16 protein-coding genes and 5 pseudogenes are annotated in these 17956 nt (G+C 55.0%); 10 read left to right on the top strand and 11 right to left on the bottom strand.

What is annotated here, in order from left to right:
- Positions 1 to 98: 98 nt before the first annotated feature.
- From V8J82_RS22060 to V8J82_RS22050, 3 genes and pseudogenes are all read left to right on the top strand, one after another.
- Positions 99 to 1093, top strand: a pseudogene (locus V8J82_RS22060) (transposase); the annotation flags it as partial.
- Positions 1094 to 1126: 33 nt separating this feature from the next.
- On the top strand, positions 1127 to 2323 hold the full coding sequence (locus tag V8J82_RS22055) for an alcohol dehydrogenase family protein (protein ID WP_339978879.1): 1197 nt from the start codon (positions 1127 to 1129) through the stop codon (positions 2321 to 2323).
- On the top strand, positions 2320 to 2562 hold the full coding sequence (locus V8J82_RS22050) for a hypothetical protein (protein ID WP_339978941.1): 243 nt from the start codon (positions 2320 to 2322) through the stop codon (positions 2560 to 2562). The genes V8J82_RS22055 and V8J82_RS22050 overlap by 4 nt, the downstream gene beginning before the upstream one ends.
- Here the strand turns inward: V8J82_RS22050 and V8J82_RS22045 are convergent.
- Positions 2458 to 3874, bottom strand: a pseudogene (locus tag V8J82_RS22045) (transposase). The gene V8J82_RS22050 and the pseudogene V8J82_RS22045 overlap by 105 nt on opposite strands.
- Positions 3875 to 4156: 282 nt before the next feature.
- On the opposite strand from V8J82_RS22045, the gene V8J82_RS22040 reads away from it, so the two are divergent.
- The 3 genes and pseudogenes from V8J82_RS22040 to V8J82_RS22035 all read left to right on the top strand — a co-directional run bounded on the left by V8J82_RS22040 (position 4157) and on the right by V8J82_RS22035 (position 6425).
- A complete protein-coding gene (locus V8J82_RS22040; protein WP_339978878.1) occupies positions 4157 to 4669 on the top strand; it encodes a heme oxygenase-like domain-containing protein in 513 nt (170 codons plus the stop codon).
- Between the two features lie 273 nt (positions 4670 to 4942).
- Positions 4943 to 5110, top strand: a pseudogene (locus tag V8J82_RS23730) (MarR family transcriptional regulator); the annotation flags it as partial.
- 625 nt (positions 5111 to 5735) lie between these two features.
- Positions 5736 to 6425: a hypothetical protein gene (locus V8J82_RS22035; RefSeq protein ID WP_339978877.1), complete on the top strand. Its 690-nt coding sequence runs from the start codon at positions 5736 to 5738 to the stop codon at positions 6423 to 6425.
- A gap of 546 nt (positions 6426 to 6971) precedes the next feature.
- Here the strand turns inward: V8J82_RS22035 and V8J82_RS22030 are convergent.
- Positions 6972 to 7592: an N-acetylmuramoyl-L-alanine amidase gene (locus V8J82_RS22030; protein ID WP_339978875.1), complete on the bottom strand. Its 621-nt coding sequence runs from the start codon at positions 7590 to 7592 to the stop codon at positions 6972 to 6974.
- 32 nt (positions 7593 to 7624) lie between these two features.
- Positions 7625 to 9037, bottom strand: a complete 1413-nt coding sequence (locus V8J82_RS22025) for a DNA/RNA non-specific endonuclease (protein ID WP_339978872.1) — start codon at positions 9035 to 9037, stop codon at positions 7625 to 7627.
- Between V8J82_RS22025 and V8J82_RS22020 the strand changes: the two genes are divergently transcribed.
- Entirely contained in the window at positions 9026 to 9562 is a 537-nt protein-coding gene (locus tag V8J82_RS22020) for a hypothetical protein (protein ID WP_339978870.1), read from the top strand. The genes V8J82_RS22025 and V8J82_RS22020 overlap by 12 nt on opposite strands.
- A gap of 3 nt (positions 9563 to 9565) precedes the next feature.
- Here V8J82_RS22020 and V8J82_RS22015 read toward each other — a convergent pair whose 3' ends face one another.
- From V8J82_RS22015 to V8J82_RS22005, 3 genes and pseudogenes are all read right to left on the bottom strand, one after another.
- Complete coding sequence (locus V8J82_RS22015) at positions 9566 to 10720, bottom strand: LeuA family protein (RefSeq protein WP_339978868.1); 1155 nt, start codon at positions 10718 to 10720, stop codon at positions 9566 to 9568.
- Between the two features lie 662 nt (positions 10721 to 11382).
- A pseudogene (locus V8J82_RS22010) lies at positions 11383 to 11553 on the bottom strand (integrase); the annotation flags it as partial.
- A gap of 89 nt (positions 11554 to 11642) precedes the next feature.
- Entirely contained in the window at positions 11643 to 11981 is a 339-nt protein-coding gene (locus tag V8J82_RS22005) for a nuclear transport factor 2 family protein (protein WP_339978866.1), read from the bottom strand.
- Positions 11982 to 12388: 407 nt separating this feature from the next.
- Between V8J82_RS22005 and V8J82_RS22000 the strand changes: the two genes are divergently transcribed.
- Positions 12389 to 12775, top strand: a complete 387-nt coding sequence (locus V8J82_RS22000) for a Rid family hydrolase (protein ID WP_339978864.1) — start codon at positions 12389 to 12391, stop codon at positions 12773 to 12775.
- A 141-nt stretch (positions 12776 to 12916) separates the two neighbouring features.
- On the opposite strand, the gene V8J82_RS21995 is transcribed toward V8J82_RS22000, so the two are convergent.
- The 3 genes from V8J82_RS21995 to V8J82_RS21985 are packed head-to-tail and all read right to left on the bottom strand — an operon-like array spanning position 12917 to position 14249.
- Entirely contained in the window at positions 12917 to 13393 is a 477-nt protein-coding gene (locus V8J82_RS21995; RefSeq protein ID WP_339978862.1) for a GNAT family N-acetyltransferase, read from the bottom strand.
- On the bottom strand, positions 13390 to 13971 hold the full coding sequence (locus V8J82_RS21990) for a LysR substrate-binding domain-containing protein (protein WP_339978860.1): 582 nt from the start codon (positions 13969 to 13971) through the stop codon (positions 13390 to 13392). The genes V8J82_RS21995 and V8J82_RS21990 overlap by 4 nt, the downstream gene beginning before the upstream one ends.
- Positions 13968 to 14249 carry a helix-turn-helix domain-containing protein gene (locus V8J82_RS21985; protein WP_339978858.1) on the bottom strand — a complete coding sequence of 94 codons (282 nt, stop codon included), beginning with the start codon at positions 14247 to 14249 and terminating at the stop codon, positions 13968 to 13970. The genes V8J82_RS21990 and V8J82_RS21985 overlap by 4 nt, the downstream gene beginning before the upstream one ends.
- A 276-nt stretch (positions 14250 to 14525) precedes the next feature.
- Here V8J82_RS21985 and tnpC point away from each other — a divergent pair.
- Positions 14526 to 16027 (top strand): annotated as a pseudogene (gene tnpC / locus V8J82_RS21980) (IS66 family transposase).
- An 81-nt stretch (positions 16028 to 16108) separates the two neighbouring features.
- Entirely contained in the window at positions 16109 to 16279 is a 171-nt protein-coding gene (locus V8J82_RS21975) for a hypothetical protein (protein ID WP_339978856.1), read from the top strand.
- A gap of 63 nt (positions 16280 to 16342) precedes the next feature.
- Here the strand turns inward: V8J82_RS21975 and V8J82_RS21970 are convergent, their stop codons facing one another.
- The gene (locus tag V8J82_RS21970) at positions 16343 to 16795 is read right to left on the bottom strand and encodes a sugar 3,4-ketoisomerase (RefSeq protein WP_339978854.1); all 453 of its coding nucleotides are present in this window, start codon (positions 16793 to 16795) and stop codon (positions 16343 to 16345) included.
- A 35-nt stretch (positions 16796 to 16830) separates the two neighbouring features.
- A complete protein-coding gene (locus V8J82_RS21965; RefSeq protein WP_339978852.1) occupies positions 16831 to 17955 on the bottom strand; it encodes an FkbM family methyltransferase in 1125 nt (374 codons plus the stop codon).
- Position 17956 lies beyond the last annotated feature (1 nt).

Below are 17956 nucleotides of genomic sequence, written 5' to 3'. Positions count from 1 at the left end.
AATAGGCCGTGAGCGTACGCGCAAGAATGACCCACCCGGTCCGATGCTGCGACGCATCTGAACTCAGTAATAGAGCCGATACCGTTGAAAAACTCTTTGTTGATCGGTTCGTCGAGCTAAGCAGCATCCGGGCACACCTTGCGGATTTTTACAGTCACACGGGTCGCCCATCAGTCGATCCTGAGCTGCTGATCCGGATGCTATTGGTTGGGTACTGCTTCTGCATCCGGTCAGAACGACGGCTTTGTGAAGAGGTGCATCTCAACCCGGCGCACCGTTGGTTTTGCCACCTCGACCTGACGGATCGCATCCCGGACCACTCGACCTTTTCAAAGAACCGCCACGGTCGCTTCCGCCAGAGCGATTTATTGCGCCATGTGTTTGAGACGACTGTCGCGCGTTGCATGGCGGAAGGGTTGGTTGGTGGTCATGGCTTCGCCGTCGATGCCAGCTTGATCAGTGCCGATGTTCAAAAGCAGAACTCGAGCAATCCCGAGGACTGGGCGTCTCGCGAGATTGATCCTGCAGGTGCTCCCAGCGCTGTGCGCGAGTATCTAGATGTGCTTGACGATGAAGCGTTTGGGGCCGCCAGCGAGGTGAAGCCGAAGTTTGCAGCCCATGTCGACCCTGCAAGCCAACGGACGGCAGCCCGGAAAGGTTCTGCGTTCTTTGCCTATTCGGACAATTACCTGATCGACACAGACCACGGGATCCCGACAATGATCGGTATCTTTGTCCTGAAGGCAACGAACTGAAGCGCACGCGGCAATACCACAAGGACCCACGCAACAAGCAGCCGCGAACAGGGCGTCGCAAATACCGCGCCAGCAAGATGGTTTGCAGTATCTGCCCTGCAAAAGAGAAGTGCTGTCCGAAAGTTGATGCACGTTCCGTTACCCGCGAACGGTTCGAGGAGGTCGGGGAATTTGCCCGCCAATGCACGGCCTCAGAGTTCAACCCAAAGGCTCAGACGCGCCGCAAGAAAGTCGAGATGCTCTTCGCCCACCTCAAACGCATTCTCGGTTTAGGGCGGCTGCGATTGCGAGGGCCATGCGGCGTTCAGGACGAATTTACCCTCGCAGCCACCGCCTAAAACCTCCGGAAACTGGCCAAGCTCAAGCCTCTGGTGCCGCCAACGGATAAAACGGCGAACGAGCGTTCAACGCCCAAACGAAATCAAAACGATAGCACGCCGAAGTGGAAAAAGACGGGCGACTTTTTCAACGGAATCAGCCCATATTGCAAAATTTCTGTTGCGCAGCGAATGTCAGGTGTCTTGAACGCTGGAGACCACAATGACCTTGCCAAAAAAAATGTTCGGCGTTGTCCTGACAGGCTTGAATGGAGAGACGATTTGCCAGTTCCCGTTGCTGGGAGCGGGGATGTGATCGTCCGGGTCCACGCAGCGGGTGTAAACAACACCGACATCAACACGCGCACTGCGTGGTATTCGAAAGGGGATGGCGCGGCAGAGGACGCCACTTGGTCTGGTGCGCCCCTATCCTTCCCCCGGATACAGGGGGCAGATGTCTGCGGAGAGATAGTTGCGGTCGGCGCGTCGGTGGACCCAGCTCGGATCGGGGAACGCGTTCTGATCGAACCCTGCATCCGAGAGGCGGACGGGCGCAAGCTTGAGACGCCATGGTATTTCGGGTCGGAATGTGACGGTGGCTTTGCACAATATACGCGGGTTGCAGCGCGTCATGCATACTCGATCAAAAGCGGTCTGACGGATATCGAACTGGCGTCATTTCCGTGTTCCTACTCCACAGCCGAAAACATGCTGACACGCGCAAGTGTCGGCTCTGGCGATACCGTTCTCGTGACGGGTGCATCAGGCGGCGTAGGGTCTGCAACTGTCCAACTGGCGCAGGCACGTGGTGCCAAAGTCATAGCGATCATAAGTGCCTCCAAGGCTGAGCTGCTCAAGGAACTGGGTGCTATCAAAACTCTCGCGCGGGATGACGATCTTATTTCCAAACTGAGCGCAAACAGCATTGATGTCGTTGTTGATTTAGTGGCGGGGCCGAATTGGCCGGTACTGCTTGACGTGTTGTGCCCTGGCGGGCGGTATTGCGTCGCCGGGGCCATAGGTGGTCCGTTGGTGGAACTCGATGTTCGAACGCTGTATCTCAAAGATCTGAGCTTTTTCGGCTGTACAGTTTTGGAGCCAGAGGTTTTTTCTAACCTTGTGCAGCGGATTGAGCGTGGCGACATAAAGCCTCTCGTCGCTGAAACCTATCCATTGGCTGACATCGCGGTGGCACAGGAAGCCTTTGGCAAAAAAGGCCACGTCGGGAAAATTGCACTCGAACTGAAGTGAGTATTGCTGTTTCAGAAAATCCAACAGCGGACCTTCAAGAAGAAGTCATGAACGACCGCTTTGTCCGGATAGTGTTGAAGAAGTCGGTTTTTGAGGCACCGCTTGGTGAAGCTTCAACGGCTTGGCTGTTCCTTTCAGCCCACCGCTTCTGGTTGCGGGACCAGCTTTGCGAGTTTGCGAAGGTTTTGAGCTGTGGCTGCGAGCTGGAACTGTTCGTATGCGCCCTTTGGTCCTCGTAATCGCATCATCGGCACGCCGATATATCGTTCTAGATGTGCGAACAGCATCTCGACTTTCCGCCTTTGAATGAATGAGGTCATGTAGGCGTCTGTTTTTCGGATATCGCGGGCAACATCTCTGGCCGCTTCGTAGACGGACCGCATGACGCGTCGCCCGGTATCACCTGGGCAGTATTGTGGCTTCAGCGGGCAGGCATCACAATCATGCTTCGAGGCGCGGTATCGGATGAACCCGTCTTAACCGCCGTTGGGCTTTGGTGGTTTGGAGAAGTTCCGACGATATGTCCGCAACTCTTTGTTGCCTGGGCATGTGTAGCTATCCGTCGCGGGGTCGTACACGAAGTCTTCTCGGGAGAACGTGCCGTCTGTCCGCTTTGATTTGTCTCAGACTGGAATGTGCGGAGCGATACCACGCTCTTCGACCAGCCAACCCAGCATCTCTGCCGATCCGTAGCCCGTATCCATTGCCCGGCAGTTGATTGCGTAGCAATCAATGAGAGGGGCCAACCAGCTTGTCTGGCGTCATACCAAAGCGGTCTGTGATCCGGTCGATCATCCGACGCGCGACGAAAGCCTCAGCGGTCCGGATCGGAACCGACGGCTCTACGTCCACGATCACCGCGTTGTCCAAATCCACCATATAGTTAGTGGAATAGGCAAAGAAGGCTGCCCCGCCATCTGCTCCTGTCCAGCGCGCGGCGGGATCGACGGGTGAGATGTATTTGGGAACGACTTTGGTTGATGCGCCGAATGCAGCGTCATCTAGCGTTTCCAGGTATTCCTCAACGACGCGGCTGGTGGCCAGTTCGGCAGGCAGACCTTCCTTGCTATCAATGCCACGGGTCTGGTTGGCATTCGCCGGGATCAGGCTGGCATCTACGCCAAAACTCTCGCCGCCAACCAGGCCTTCATCGATGCAGCGCTGTAAAACCGTTTCAAACAGATGGCGGAACAAGCCGCTCTCTCGGAAACGACCGTGCCGGTTCTTTGAGAAGGTAGAATGGTCAGGCACCGGATCAGTCAGGTCGAGCCTGCAAAACCACCTGTATGCCAGATTGACGTGCACCTCCTCGCAGAGGCGGCGCTCGGACCGGATGCCTTGGCAGTAGCCCAATAACAGCATCCGGATCATCAGCTCGGGGTCAATCGAAGGACGACCGTGTGAGCTGTACGAGGGCGCCAAAAGCAGTCTGACATCAGACAAATCAAGGAAACGATCAATGCCCCGCAGCGGATGATCGTCAGGCACAAATTCCTCAATCGAGAACTCGTAAAACAGCGCGCCTTGCGCTACCTGCCTTAGTCCCATCATCGCCGCCCCTCCACACTCTCACAGCGAGTGAATCAGCGACAGGCCAACCAATCAACGGACTTTTCAACACTATTGTGGGATAGCTGCCATTGGACTTTCTGGACTAGCTGTCGGCTTTAGTCGCTTCGAAGCCTCAACGATTCAAAGCGTGGCGTATGTCATAGTTTAATGTCACGCTTTCATCTTCGGCCTACATTGTACGATCGGGGAGTACTGATACGCTGAGAGGATGACCAAGAAGAGCAGACAAGCCTACGCGCGCGTCTGCGAGTTGACACGCGCGTGTCTCACGAAGAGCTCGATAAAGAGGTATCCACGTTCGACCTGACGACGCCAGATGGGCTTTTATGCTTTTTGCAGATGCAGGCAACGGTTCTGAAAACGCTTGCGCTGCACCCCATTTCTCAGATGTCGATTGATATGGTGAATGATCTGCTCGAAAGGGTCGGGTCTGATCTTCTCCAGCTTGAGTGTTCCGATCGAGAAAGGCTGTTAGATCTGGATACCCTGAATCCAATCTCGATCGATTATGTTGTTGCGGGCTCACGACTGGGAACGCTGGTCCTCAAGAAACGGTGGCTTTCTGCCAAGAGCCTAACCGTGCGTCGTGCGACCGCTTATTTTTCGACACCGGGCTACATCGAAACATGGGCAGCTTTCTGCGTAACTGCGGAGGACATGGCTGCAACCGGGCCGTTGGCTGATCAAATCGTCCGTGACACGGACCGAGTATTCCAATTTTACCGTGAGTGTGCACGCGCTCCTCAAACAAGACACGGAGCAGTCCATGCCTGAGACAGATCAAAACGAACTGCAACACAACTATGACCTCAGCAATTGCGACCGAGAACCAATCCACATCTTGGGACGCGTGCAGAGTTACTGTCCATCTTGGTGTGGCCAAAAGGAGCTGCACCTCACGAAGGTTCGAGGCGACGGATGCAAAGCCCGGAGGCGGGTTCGACATGGTTCTACGCTATGAGGACAGATCTACGAGCGGTGGCAACCTCAGAGTTTGGTCGGGACCGACTTCATCTTTTGGTTGAACATAAGTAGGTCAGCCGCCCCACGATGAGCCGTTTGGTCAACTCGCTTGAGGCGAGGGGGTGGATTGAAAAACGGACAGACGAAGGTGACCGGCGCGCACCACAGCTAACTGTGATGGCACTACGCTCTCTTCAAGACTCTAGATCTGGCCTCCGTCCGGCAACACGGCGCAGACCTTTGCATCGGTAAGCTCCGAAAATCTGCGCTTCTGCGACGATCAGCAGTATGATGATCATGATCGGAATGGCATTCCGCGGGGCCGCATCGCGTGGTCGGCACCCTCTTCCAACCGCAAGCCGAAGCTACATCATCTCTCGCCGCAATCTTTGACTCGATCTGTCCAAACAGCCCAGACAGATCGCCATCCGAATGTCGCTTCGTCGCGTCCCACATCCCCTCCTGCAAAAAACAGAACAACCCAATTCTATTGGTAAGGACGGGTCAACTAGACTTGTTTGCCTGAGTCACGATTATGCAGGCGTCAGAAGAATACAAATATAGCCAAAAAGTCGCTTATTTTCCTGTTGACTTCTTTTGATATTTCTATGCATCTTTTAATCGGCAGGGGCTTGATTGAACTAAATCACATCGAGACCCGTGAGTAGTCATGATAACAACTATTCTGCCTAGATTCCTAGAAATACTATGATATTCCCGCGTTCCTGCTGCGGATTTTTTGGTCTTAGTAATAGAGGTGTAAAAGAAATGAACTTTGATTTTACTATTCTGAGGTGGGAGACAGTTATAAGAGACTCATTTTAGCGCATAGGCAGTTTGCTATTTATTGCTCTAATTGGAGTTTTGATTCTTGAGAATGCGTCTTTTTCTAACTGCAAATATAGTAACCTTCTTTTATTTAGGAGGCGCCAGCATTGCTCAAGATGGTATGGCTAACGGCTGTAATCAACATGACGATATAGCTATTGAGCTTTCGTCGGGTACGTTTTGTGCTCGAGGATTGAGTGAGCAACAACAAAGTATCGCCCTCGCAGATCCAATTTCCAGTCGCCGTTTTCAATGGGAACATCGGTATCTTTTTGATTCAGCAGAATGGCAGGGTCCACCTGTTGTTCCAAACCATCCAATTTCAGAGTTTTGGCCTCAAGGCGCGAACTTTGTCCGTATTTCTCAAGGCGGGCTTCGTTCGCCACCGGTATCATTGCCATATGCGTCCGATTTCACCGAAATGCGCATTGAACGCGAGGGACCCACAGATCTCTACTGGCCTGATAACCTTACCTTTCGGGATGAGCGTCATATACGCATCCGCTGTCGAATGATCAACCTGCCGTGGCAAACCGCGGAAAACACAGAAACTTGTGATATCTATCTCGATCTTGGCGATCGCAGGGTTACCGTTTCTGTCCTCACGGGTGAGTTTTGGGATGGATCTGAAGGTTGGCCAAGATTCTTCACGGACTATGACTCGGTCGCTTGGCAATTAGCAATAGATGAAGTTGATCGCTTTCTTCTTATCGCAATAAACGAAGCAGGGGTAGAATGATGCCTTATACACTATCAAGTAGTTTATCGTCTAATGTCGAGGTGGATCCTCAAAGCGAATTTGGTCGTCACTAAGAAGCGCTAAGAGAAGAAACCTGGCTTGCATCGTTTTACGACGAGTTGGCCAATATCGATGAAGAAGCCCTCGAGAGACGAGGAGATATCGATCCTATGGTGATTGCGTGGCTCCGTGATCCGCACCAAACTACGACTCGCTCAAGGGGCGTCGAGTGACGGGTCTTGTGTTCTATCTAGGTCAGCAGACGCTGACATTCGGTGACGGAAATTTTGCTCTTCCCGTGAGTGCGTTGTGGAGCGGGATTGAGCTTTCGGAAGCCAGCTGAGCTCGAGCGAGAGAGCAATGCTTATCGGCATATGCCGATTTAGCCCGCTTGAGAAACGCATCCTGTGTCGCCGGACGGCCCGGTATAATTGTAGCTGCCCGCCAACCCCGTCGATGACCGTCACCGGTGCAGTCGCAAGACGCGCTTTCTGGAGTCCGACAGCGGCGAGACACGCGCGGTGGTCCAGACCTCATCTGGTTTTGCTATCCCAACAAGGGTGGGTGTTGCACCGAAGGTGGCGCCACGCCCTGTGCCATGGCGTTGATCCCATCGCCGATCGCACCGGCGATCTGGTCCAGATAGGCTGGATCCTGCAAGCGTTCCTCCTCGTCGGCGCGATCCAGAAAACTGACCTCGGCCAAGCAAGCCGCCGTATCCGGATCGTGGTTCAGTGGGTTCAACACACCCAGCGGCAGGGGCTTGATGCCGGACGGGTCAAAGGCGCGATTGCGATCGCGCAGCTGTGTGACCTGCAACAGGCTGTCCTGCACCAGCAGGCTGAGTTGGGCCGACGCGGTTGAATAATTCGTATGGACGAGGGTTTCCGTCCCCTGTGCCTGACTATCAACCGAGGCGTTGAAGTGAATGGAGACGAAGAAGCGCGCCCTTGCAGCCCGGGCAACCTCGGCCCGCGCGGCCAGCCCCAGATTGACGTCTTCCGACCGGGTGAGCGTGACGTCGGCCAACTGGTCCGCCATCCGCGTCGCGACGCCCAATGTGAGGGTCTTTTCCAGGGTCCCACGCGGACCCACGGCATTGTTCCAGCTGGATCCGCCGACATCCTCGGTTCCGCCATGTCCTGCATCAATCACGATATCTATCATGGTCCTGCCTTTCATTTGCGCAACGATCAGCCCTAGAATGCGATCTCCTGTTCGTGGTGGATCTCTCGGATTGCCGAGGAGATTTCGACCTCTGCCAAGGTTTCAGCGCGTGCATTGCTGAGGGCCTCGGGATGGCTGGTGATATCCGCATCGCGGTAAGCGTCGAACCCCAGGCCGGTCCTGTCCGCAAGTTCTGGAACGGAAACCTGAAAGAGCTGGAAGGGATCGAAGTCGATGCTTTCGATATCGGTCAGAAGATCGCTTTGCGACAGGATGAAACATGCCGCGTGAAGCGCCTCGTCCGCGCCGCGATACGCGATGAGTTTCCAGAAACTGCGCGGGATCAGCGCGTCGCGGTACCGGGGATCGTCGTCTGCGAAGACCGGCCCGCCGAGGACTGAAATTCGGATGCCCTGCAGGTCGGCTTCCTCCAGGATCAGGTCCTCCAGCCGCCCCCAGATCCCGCCCCTGCCCGACTGGTTGTAGCGTTCATGCTGCGGCGCGATGTTGGTGAAGAAAAAAGAATCCTCGTTGGCCCGCTTCGCCTCTTCGATACTGCCCCAGGCCAGATCCGCCCGGCGTGCGATATGGCCGCGGTCCAGTCGGTTGTTGGCATAGAGGGTGTCGTCCAGCTGAAACTCCGCGCCGATGCGCGCGTCCAGTTTGAAGCCGTGCCGCCCCAGCTGCACCTTTCTTGCCGCGTCCGTATTCCACGCGACGAACCGCGCCAGCCGCCGCTTGGCGCTCTGGCAGACGGAAAAATGGGTGTACGGAATAGTCTGTGCCTTGCCGAAATTGACGGCGTCCCGCTTGAAGGCCAAGGACAGCTCCGGCATTGGCGCCGGTACCCCCAAAAAGTCCGCGTCATATCCTGTTGGGCCCTCTGGCTGCTGCGAGACATCCTCTGACGGGGTCTTGTTCGGGGGAATCAACGTGAAGCCAAGCTTGCTCTGGATCGAACCGGGATAGCAGGCCAGCGCATGCTCGTCCAAGCTGTTGCTGCCTTCGCCGGCAAAGTGCAAACCCGCGAAAATGTCGGTCGCCTTGTCCTTGTTGGCAATGATCCAGGCTGAACCGGAATCGCCTGGCATGCTGATCTCGCCATTGGCGGCGGGAAAATCGGAATCCGGACCGATCTCAAAACAGCCGATGTCCTTGGGGCCGATCCCGTCGCCGAAATCGATCTGCGCGATCACGTCGGTGCGGCGGACCTTGCCATAGGTGGTGCCGGTGGTCCGGCCGGTTTTGACCAAGGTGTCATCCAGATCGACATCCGCCATCTGCAGCGGCACCGCATCGAGGCCATGCACCGCCCGCTCAAACCCCCGATCCGTAATCCGGGCCAGGGCGCAATCGCCGGCAACGCCCAGGTGGCTGCGCAGCAGTTCACCGCAGGCGTTTCCGGCGACATTATTGTCGTCATGCGGGCCCGGTTGCACGATCACATCTCCGATCTGACCGGATGCGCCGTGCAGAACGTGCCAATTCGACAGGATACAGGGCGCCCCCGTCGCCTGGTCGAAGACGATGGCGCCGAGGGTGCCCGCCGTGCCATCTGGATGGCTGATGCTAGCCCCAGGCGCTACCGGATCCATCCGGGATTTGAGAACGGATGCGGGGCTTGGTTCGATGATTGTATAGGCCGGTCTGTAGTCCCGCTGAACCACGTCGGTGGGCACCGAGAGGCCGTCCGCCTCGATCCTTTCGGGCAAGGCGGTGGACCCGACCGCCTGCAATGCCGACGGCTCTACCTTTTCCCGGACCGTGAAAATGACGCAGATATCGCCATCCCCATTCTTCCGGCCAATGCCGACCGACGTCACATTCGGATCCCTCAGATACTCGGCACCCCGGGATCGGACGAAGTGGCGCAGGGCCTGCATCAGGTCCTTGTCTTTGGGGGTTTTCTTCGAAGCCGTCGCCTTTGCCATATCGGATCCTCCTGTGCGATGGAACGTGATCAGAGCTGATGGTCATTCAACGTCTGCGCCGGCCATCAGCGACTTGGCGATCTGTCCCAGTTTTCGATTGGGAACCGTTCCGGTTTTCTGGGCCGCGTGCATCACCCGTTGATAGAGCAGCTGCTGATTTATGTTCCTTGGGCGTAGGTTCATCTTGTCGAGTTGTTCAAGGATACCCGAAATGCCGCTATGACGGCCTATGGTGATCTCGGTTCGGCGGCCAATGGTTTCCGGGTGGAATGCATGCCGCATAATGTCGGACGGAATGGCCTGATGAATACCCGTTTCAATGAGAAAACTGATATCCCCGATCAAGGGCTTGTTGGGCGAAAACTGCATCCCCGTACAGGCGATGAAGGCGTCGACGACCTCTGCCACCATCTCCGTCTGACAGCGATTGGCAAAGCGCGGATCTGCGGCGGCGAAGTAGTTTGCATAGGCCAGTACCTGCTCCAGCGCGGCGTTGCCGCCACCGTCTCCGGTATTGCCGATTGTCACCTCGGCCTGGGTCGCGCCCGCCTCGATCCCGGCAATCGTGTTGGCGAGGCTGAGGCCAAGCTGATTGTGACAATGCACGCCCAAGACGATGTCCGGCGGCAATGCCGCCTTGATGTCACGGACCAGCGCACCGAAGCTGTCGGGCTCTGTCGTGCTCAGCGTGTCCGCCACGACGATATGCGTCGCTCCGGCTTCGGCCACCGACGCACATAGATTTGTCAGAAACGCAACATCCCTGCTGCCCGCACAGATGACGTAGTATTGCACTTCGCGGAAATGGATGCGCGCCTCTTGCATGAGACGTGTGGATTTTTCGATCGTCTTCCGCCGGGCCTGAGCCGCCCCGATGCCACTGGCCGACATCATGTCGAAAGGCCGCGTGGCAGTGGCGATCCGGGACCGGTGCGTGGCGCCCTGCAAGGCGGCCTTTGCCCGAATGATATCCTTCTTGATGGGGCGGGTCAGGACGCTTAGCCTCACGGCATCGGTTCGATCGACAATGTGCCGGACACCGTCCAGATCCACGGCGGATGCCGCAGGAAAGCCAGCGTCGATCACATCCACGCCCAGCTCTTCAAAAAGGGCTGCCATTGCGCCTTTCTGCACTGCGGTAAAGTGCAAATGGGCCTGTTGTTCGCCGTCGCGGAGGGTCGTCTCGAAGATCTCCATGTTCTCACCTTCTTTCAGTCCAGTGGGTCAGGGCATTCGAAAATCGACGGACCATCCCGGTGCAACGATGCGGGCATCCGGAATGACGCCCGGTCCGTCGGCATTGGCGGCGTGATCATTGGAACAATCGTAGCCGAACAAGGTATTTTATGCGCCGGGCGTGACAGTCATATAGGAGAGTGCGCAGCCCGCAGCAGGGGCAAAATCTGCTTTTAATGCGGAATTAATTTTGGGTTCATTCCCAAGTCGTTGGATCGTTATTCGAGCAGGATTCAGCGCACCGACGAGGCAAAAAAGCGCAAGGATCTGCCTGAAATCTGACAGCTTCAATTCCGTCTCTCGCAAGCGCGTCAAGTTGGCGTCGTCTGGATCCACATGTGGGGCGATTTGATTCTGAATTGAGGGTCAGGCAGCGCCAAGCCGGAAAGACATATTGTTCCGCAGACGGGCGGGGGCTGTTGGATTAATCGCGCGTCGGATTCTCGAAGTTGAGCTTGGCGCGCAAACGAGCAAGTCGAGCCGCCGCAACCGCACCTCACATCGCGGCGAACTCCCTTCGCCGTCCGGTTCCGGCGCGTTTTTCGGGGCCGACGCCAATCGAGCACCTGAGAGAATGGCATATTGTTGATCGCTTGAGCCGCACGCGAGGACGGCCTGAATCGTCAGATTTCTATGGACTCTGCAATCGCAAGCGCATCCCCCAACTCAACGCCGAGATACCTGACCCTGCTATCCATCTTAGTGTGACTAAGCAGGATCCGAACGGCACGAAGATAGCCGGTTTTCTGATAGATCCGTGTCACCTTAATACGTCGCATCGAATGCGTGCCGTACACGTAGTATAGAATTCGATGTGTCTGGGTAGCTCCGGAGGCTGTCAGCCTGCAAGAAAAACGGCGATGCTCAAGAAACTTGACGGCGTTCAAGTAAGTAGTTCACGAAGCGCCCGGAATCGATTTTCGACATCGAGCCTGATCGGCACCGCTTCACTGTCGATCTGCCACGTAACGGAGTGCGTGCGCGTCCTGATCTTCCAGCCCGCAGCCGTGCGCACCAACTCATCTGTATAACGTACACCGACCGTTTGGATCGAGCCGGGACCCGATGTGCCGGGCACGACCACCGCAATCGCAAACATATCCGAGGAGGCCGTATCAGCGTCTACAAGCATACGGCAATTGCTGACGGAGTGAGTTGTTGGGATCGCGCTAAACTGACTGACGGTATGATGGGCTTTGGGACAGGATGACGTTTGTTGCATACGGCGCGCTTTCCGCTCATCGAAAGCACCTGGTCTCTGAGCTGAACTTTTTGCCAAGAGCAATGGTCCAGTAACAACGTCAAGATGCAACAAAACATGCGCTGCGACGGCGAATGAATGCTGCGTCAGCGAAGGCCGAAACTCCAAAGTCGGTTTTCGTCTGCTGTCCCGCCGCCGCAAGATCCATAAGCCAATGCCTCGCACAAATATCTGCTATGCAGGCGCGGTTGCAGCGTTCAATGAACATGCTTAGGGTCGGCTTTGGGCAGTCCTCATCATGTTGGGACGGATGATCCTTCAATAAGATGCCGCGGTTGTTCCCATGCCAGCACCGAGGCCTCCGTGACACGCTGCCGCCGCGCCGCTAAGGTCATCTTTGAAGGATATATGGTTTTGGTGCTCGCCAAATGGCAAAGAATGCAATCGTCCCCGACAACATGGCAGACCTCTACCGAGACTGGAAAATGGCGCCTGGCTCGGAGGCTGGCGGTTTCGTCTTTCTGAGCGGATTTAACGGCGCTGGTTTGGATGGTGAAACCTCGTCAGACTTAGCAGCACAGATCAATACCGCGTTTGATCAGGTCTTCGGCGTTCTGCACGAAGGTGGCATGGATGCCGGCAATGTCGTAGAGGTAACGAGCTACCATGTTGGGCTCAAAGATCATCTCGATACGTTCAAAGCAATTTGGACGGAAAGGATGCGTGATCCATATCCAGCTTGGACCGCAATTGAGGTTGCAGGGTTCGCCTCTGATGGCGTCATCGTAGAACTGCGAGTGGTGGCACATCGATAAGCGAGAATTGGTGCCACGAGAGCGAACGTTGCACCGTTGCTCTGCTTCCGATGATAGAAGGCGCGTCACAAGTGGACATTCCACTTGCGCTGCAGCGATGATTGGGGACGCTTGTAAGACTGGCCACTTTTGACAGCCGCGTCATCGATCATCTAAGCGTTGCAGGTCCTTTTCGAAGAAACAGCTGTCTGGATCTGGTGTGTGAGTGCCGAAAGCGCCGCATGGTTGATATCCGAGGCGGCTGTATAGCCGATGAGCGGCGTGCAATCGCGCACCACTTTCGAGCATGATTTTCCGACTGCCGGTGGCTTGGGCGAAGGCCTCAGCATAACCGACCAAAGCCTCGGCGACGCCGAAACCGCGAGAAGCTGGGGCAACGTGGAGCTTCTTTAGCTCTGCGAAGTCCGGTCGCAGAAAAAGCGCGCAGCACCCAACTGCCTTCCCACTCAGACAGGCGAGGAAGATGCTTGCATCAGCAAGTGCGAACGACCTGGGATCAAACTCGATATCCCACTTTCGTGGATAATGCGCTTTCATCGCGTCATGCGCAGCTTGCAAAAGAGCCAACGCCACCGAGGAAGTTGGGGCCGCCTCGAACACGTCGATGTCGTGGCTCATGATGCGCCCACGGCACTTCTCATTGCGGCCGAGAGTGTTCTCAATACATCGCGCGCTCCGCTTTGCTGGACACGCGAATGAAGCAGTATTGGCAGGCTCGGAAGCTTGGGCAGCTCCAGTTTCGCACCGACATTGATCGCGCCAAACGGCAGCATTCTCCTCGCTAAGGCTGAAACACCAAGGCCAGCCGTTAGGGCACCAGCGACCGCCATGACACCGCCGCCAACGAAGCTCTCTGTCCAAGGCACTCCTGCCTCATCGGTAAGCTGTGTGGCCATGATGCGAACGCCACAAGGTTCTGCAAGCGTCGCGAGGGGAAGGGGCTCGCCCGTGCGGTGCTGCCAATTCGGAGCAGCAAACCAGCCAAGCCTTTCTTCGCTGATCAATTCCCCATCGCTGCGCCCGGCATGAAATCGGACAAGGACCGCATCAAGCTCGCGTCTGTCATAGCTTGTTAACAGATCGCCGGACGATCCAATGCGAAGGTCGATAAGCGGGTTAGGGTCCTGCACGTTCATCCGCGCGATCAACGAAGGAAGTTCAGGTCCCGCCACATGGTCGCTGATACCGATGGTCAATCTCTGCCTCGATGTGGACAGGGCGGCCAACGCACGATCTTGTGCTGCCAGAAGCTGCTTTGCGTAATAGAGAAAAGCCTCCCCTGAGCGGACAGTTGAACGTGACGAGGCGTCCTTTCGACGAGACGGCAATCAAGACGTTTTTCTAGGCGCTTCAGTTTCAGGCTGATCGCCGATTGTGTGGTCTCAGTGGCTTCAGCCGCCCGTGTAAAGCTACCAAGCTCGGCGATGCGAACGAATGCTTGCTCGGTGTCGAGATCGAGGCGCCGTTCTATCATTGCAATCCATTATCTTTGATATATTCGGCAATTGCATATCAAAATGCTCCGCGCCCAGCTAGTGTCGGCGGACCTCGTCGATCTGAACGGTGAGCCAGCGCGTTTTGGCGTTGGCGTTCATGGTCGGCATAACTTCGATTCGGAGAACTGCATGACTAAGCCCTTCGTCATGATCGGCAACCTGCGTGTTTGCCTATAACACCTGATCTACATCCACAGCCAAATGGACCACTCCAGCGCGTAAGGCGTTTGCAAGATCACGACATCATCGAGTGACTGGCCCTGGCGGTTGCGACACCAGATGACGATGGCAACGTATTGATCTCAGAGGCTCAAACCCAGCGGGCTATGAATGTCTGGAGAGATCCGACACCTCAAAGGGCGTCAGTATCATCACGAAAGGACCGATCATGCCACTCGTTCACATTTCTCTTCGTGCCGGCAAACCCGACGCCTATCCGAGATTGAGACCGCCCGCGATGCGGCCCCGATGATTAAGCAGGCGGGCCAAGAGAAACGGCCTACCGCAAAGCGCAATATCGGCAATCTACCGGATCACCTCCGCCGGATCGAAGAGGTCATCGAACCCGAGAGCCTCGATTGCGCCTGCCGTTGCGGCAAGATGCACAGGATTGGCGAGGGCCGCAGCGAACGGCTGGACATCATTCCAGCGCTGCTTCGCGTGATTGTAATTTTGCGCCCCAGATACGCTTGTCGCCATTATACTGACGGTGTGACGCAGATGCCTGCGCCCGCTCATCTGATTGAAGGCGCACTACCGACCGAGGCATGTCCTGGTCAGCAAATATGCGGATCACCTGCCGTTGTATCGACAATCCCAAATCTTGGCGCGATCAGGCATTGATTTGCACCGCTCTACCTTGGCCGACTGGGTCGGCAAGGCGCCCTTCCATCTGGCCCCGGTGGCCGATTGTCTTGCCGCCGATTTGAAGCGCCCCACCAAGCTCTTCACGGATGAGACCACAGCGCCGGTGCTGGAACCAGGGAGGGGCAAAACCAAAACCGGCTACCTGTGGGCGCTCGCCGGGGATGACAGGCGGTGGGGCGGCGATGATCCGCCCGGCGTGGTGTTCCACTGCGCAGGTGAGCGGAATGGACAACATGCGGAAACCTTTCTCACCGGCTTCAACGGTATCCTGCAAGTGGACGGTTACGCCGGATACAACCGGTCGACCCGGTCCAGCCGTAAGGGCGGCGATCCCATCCTCATGGCGCAGTGTTGGGTCCATTCACGACGAAAGTTGGGTGAAGTCTAAGACCGTGATGGTTCCGAGATTGCAGCTGAGGGCTTGCGCCAGATCGCTGACCTCTATGCTGTTGAGGCCGAAATAATGGGCATGCGCCCCAGCAATCGGTTGGCCGAGCGCGCTACTCGCAGCGCGCCCTTGGTCGCAGGCTTCGGCTAATGGCTGGCTGCGCGACGCGCCCGCATCTCACGCAAATCCCGGCTTGGTAAAAAGCTCACCTACATCGCCAACCAATGGGCCTGTCTCCATACATTCCTGAGCGACGGCCGTGTCGAAATGGACAGCAACTCGGTGGAGAACATGATCCGCCCCATCGCTCTGAACCGAGAAAACGCACTATTTGCTGGCCATGACGAAGGCGGCACCGCCTGGGGCCGCATCGCCTCACTGATCGAAACCGCCAAGGTCAACGAAGTTGACCCCTTCGACTATCTGAAAACGACCCTTGAACGTATTGCGCAAGGCTATCCAATAGGCAGACTGCAAGAGCTCCTGCCGCGAAACTTCTAACCGTCGAGCGCGTAGTCGCGTGAGGTGCAGCCACCGCTTACCTTTGTCCATTGTCGGATTGACGATGGAAAGGCATTCTGAATGCTTAATGTCGTTGATGCCTTGAACGACCTGTCCATCCTACCCGGCATCCCGTCATTCATTCCGTCTGATTACAAAATTAAGTTCGTTGCTCAGGCTGTGCAGTACTGGAACAAGGCTGTTGCCGCAAAGATAGCATATGTCGAACCGCGCATCCCATGGAAGAACTGACATGGCGAAAGCTTCAATACTCGCTTATGGGGCGAGTTTTTGAATGGTGAGATATTCCATGGTCTAAGCGCCGCCCAGATCTCGAGAAACCTGTAAAAAATCGTCATAGGAACGATAATAATCACTTTCATCATAGCGTTCCGAAGCTAGTACCATACATACAGCTCCTTGGCTAAAATTATCCATCTCACGCCAAATAAGATTGCTGACATACAAGCCTTTGCGGGGATTGCGTAGCCAAAACTCCGATTTAGTTTTGCCATCATCAGTTTTAATACGAAAGCTTCCTGATAGAGCAAAAATTACCTGCTCGAGTTTACGATGAGCGTGTCCGCCTCGTTCAGAGTCAACAGGAACGTTGTAAAGATAGTAGACACGACGAATAACAAATGGTACGTGCCGCTCTCCCTCTACAAAGGTCAGATCACCTCGTGGGTCTGAAATGATCGGAAGACTAATTTCTCTAATAGTACCAAGCTTTTGCCGTTCACTCTTGGTTGATTTCATATCCAACATGATCCTCTGATGACAAATGCGGTAAAATTTTCATATTAAGATAAGTCAGAAAAATCATGAGGAACAAAATACATAATTGTCTCGTATATTGACTCAGTATAATGTCGCAAGTAAACCTTATAATTTGGTGAAATTGACAATACGAGCTTTGGAATTTCCCAAAAATCAGACGGGCGATGATAAACCGAAATTGCCATATGGGGCCTGTGTTTGGCTATCGTTGCCTTTGCTCCACGGATCGCCTGCTGTTCAGCGCCTTCGATATCCATCTTAATAAATGTTACGTCAGTATCGATCACATCATCAATACGCCGAACCTCAAGCGTCATATCTCCGTCATCACTGATACGCGAGGCTGATCCATCTGCTGTAAAGCGAATTTTCCTATTTTCGTCAGAGGCACCAAACGGAAAAACAGTTACATTTTCATGCTGCGCTTTTGCATCTATGCAAACTTGAAAGTTATCGGGCTCAGGTTCAAAGACATATGAGGCTTTGAACTTAGGATATCGACGTATAAACTCTTGCGTCGTAAAGCCATCAAATCCACCCACGTCCAAAAATACCGGAGAATCCTCCTTGATATCGAGAATAGGATCGAAGTATTGTTCCTTTTCTCGATCCGTGAATCCATCGAGGCTGTCAAGATCATAGCTATGCCGGAATTTGAAAAGCTTCCGAAGCGTGCTTCTCGAAATTTCATCGGAGAGAAGGTCATATAGCCAGGCAACTTCGGAAACATTTTTTACTATGTTGTCAGAAAAGCCTTCATTGAAGATAGCCTCAGGTAGATCTAAGTTCCCCCACTTGAGTAGACTGAAATAATCAATATACTGGACACCCTTTTCTTCCAGAAGGCGCCGAACCGTTAGTGGGCGACCGCCGGATAGAGCCAAGACAAATGCATCTTTTGGTAGACCATCCATGCGGATAATAGGAATGCCATTTATCGAAGTTTCATCGGTAAAGTCATCGATTACTCCAGCAACCTTAAGTCTCTCTAAAACGGCGGTCGTGTAGACATTCCGCCCGAACAAGAAACGATTCTTGGCAGGCGCATTGAGAAAGGCTGTACAGAGATCCCTAGCATGCTTAGCTTTTTCGACCGGCCAGTCTGGCGAGATATCCTCCAAGGAGAATTTTGTATCAATAGCTTCCACG

The sequence above is a fragment of the Gymnodinialimonas mytili genome, assembly GCF_037544085.1.
Taxonomy (GTDB): Bacteria; Pseudomonadota; Alphaproteobacteria; order Rhodobacterales; family Rhodobacteraceae; genus Gymnodinialimonas; species Gymnodinialimonas mytili.
This window is presented reverse-complemented; position numbering and strand designations above follow the sequence as displayed.

Bases quoted from the DNA above. Each gene is read 5' to 3' on its own strand.
- V8J82_RS22035 (WP_339978877.1), top strand. From the start codon at position 5,736: ATGCGTCTTTTTCTAACTGCAAATATAGTAACCTTCTTTTATTTAGGA.
- V8J82_RS22030 (WP_339978875.1), bottom strand. From the start codon at position 7,592: ATGATAGATATCGTGATTGATGCAGGACATGGCGGAACCGAGGATGTC.
- V8J82_RS22015 (WP_339978868.1), bottom strand. From the start codon at position 10,720: ATGGAGATCTTCGAGACGACCCTCCGCGACGGCGAACAACAGGCCCAT.
- V8J82_RS22005 (WP_339978866.1), bottom strand. From the start codon at position 11,981: ATGCAACAAACGTCATCCTGTCCCAAAGCCCATCATACCGTCAGTCAG.
- V8J82_RS22000 (WP_339978864.1), top strand. From the start codon at position 12,389: ATGGCAAAGAATGCAATCGTCCCCGACAACATGGCAGACCTCTACCGA.
- V8J82_RS21995 (WP_339978862.1), bottom strand. From the start codon at position 13,393: ATGAGCCACGACATCGACGTGTTCGAGGCGGCCCCAACTTCCTCGGTG.
- V8J82_RS21985 (WP_339978858.1), bottom strand. From the start codon at position 14,249: ATGATAGAACGGCGCCTCGATCTCGACACCGAGCAAGCATTCGTTCGC.
- V8J82_RS21975 (WP_339978856.1), top strand. From the start codon at position 16,109: ATGCTTAATGTCGTTGATGCCTTGAACGACCTGTCCATCCTACCCGGC.
- V8J82_RS21970 (WP_339978854.1), bottom strand. From the start codon at position 16,795: ATGTTGGATATGAAATCAACCAAGAGTGAACGGCAAAAGCTTGGTACT.